Annotated in this window: 1 protein-coding gene; it reads left to right on the top strand. The window is 76.1% G+C overall.

The genetic code is table 11. The annotated features are described in order from the left end of the window. On the top strand, window positions 1-1,307 hold a 1,307-nt coding region (locus tag IEZ07_RS35225), incomplete at both ends, for a histidine kinase dimerization/phospho-acceptor domain-containing protein (RefSeq protein WP_191898764.1).

Here is a 1,307-nt window from a genome sequence, read left to right as displayed (position 1 = left end):
ACCAGGGCGCTGGCCGACGCCGGCTCCGTCGAGCAGGCCGCCTGCGGCGTGATCGGCGCGATCGGCGGCACGCTCGGCTGGGCCTGCGGCGAGTACTGGCAGAGCGACCCGGAGCGCGCCCTCCTCACCCGCACCGGCGCCTGGACGCGGCCCGGCCGGGACCTGTCGGCCTTCACCGGCCCGGACGCGATGACCGTCCGCTCCGGGCAGGGCCTTCCCGGCCGGGTCGTCGACTCCGGCCGGCCGGTGTGGATCCGCGACCTGAACACCGAGCCGGACCGGCTCGTCCGCGACGGGCAGGCGCTCGAGGCCGGCCTGCGCACCGCCGTGGGGCTGCCGGTGCGCAGCGGCGAGCGCGTGCTGGCCGTGCTGACCTTCTTCACCGACACCGCCGAGGAACCCGACGACGACCTGCTCGACCTGCTCGGCGGCGTCTGCGCGCACGTCGGCCGCTTCATGGAGCGCCGCCGCGCCGAGGACCTCGCCCTGGCCCTGACCGCCAGCCGGCGCCGCTTCGACCGGGTCGTCGCCCAGCTCGACGACCTGGTGTGGAGCGCCGAGATCGAGCAGGACGGCGCGGCCCGCTGGATCTACCAGGGCGGGAGCACCACCGGGATCCTCGGCGGCCACGTCCCCCTCGGCGTCGACGCCGCCGCCTTCATCGGCGAGCGGGTCCACCCCGAGGACCGGCAGGCCTTCGACGGGCTGCTCGCCGGGGTCCGCGCCGGGCGGCCCGTCCAGGCCGAGTACCGCCTCACCGGCCTGGACGGCGTCACCCGCTGGATCTGGACCCGCGCCGCCCCCCGCCGCGAGGACGGCCGCCTGCTGGCCGACGGCATCTCCACCGACGTCACCGAACGCCACCGGATCGCCGCCGAACGCGAGCACCTGCTCGCCGCCGAACGCGAGCAGGTCCGCCGGCTGCGTGAGCTGGACCGGATGAAGGACGAGCTCGTCGCCCTGGTCAGCCACGAGATCCGCTCCCCCGTCGCCATGATCCGCAGCTACGCCGACCTGCTCACCGGCGACCCCGGCCTGACCGGCGAGCAGCGCATGTTCGCCGACGTCATCGACCGCAGGAGCGCCCACCTGCAGCACCTGGTCGACGACCTGCTCGACCTGGCCCGCCTGGACGCCGGCCACACCGCCGTCGACCCCCGGCCCGTCTCGCTGACCCGGCTGGTGCGCCAGGCCGTCGACGAGCACCGGGCCGCCGCCGCGGCCAAGCACCTGACCGTCGAGGTGGCGCTGGAGCACCACCTGCCCGTGCGCGCCGACCCGGTACGGCTGCGCCAGGTGCTGGACAA

It is taken from the genome of Planomonospora parontospora (assembly GCA_014647935.1).
In the GTDB taxonomy this organism is placed as follows: domain Bacteria; phylum Actinomycetota; class Actinomycetes; order Streptosporangiales; family Streptosporangiaceae; genus Planomonospora; species Planomonospora parontospora.
The sequence above is the reverse complement of the archived record's forward strand: the minus strand, read 5'-3'. Positions and strand labels throughout refer to the sequence as shown.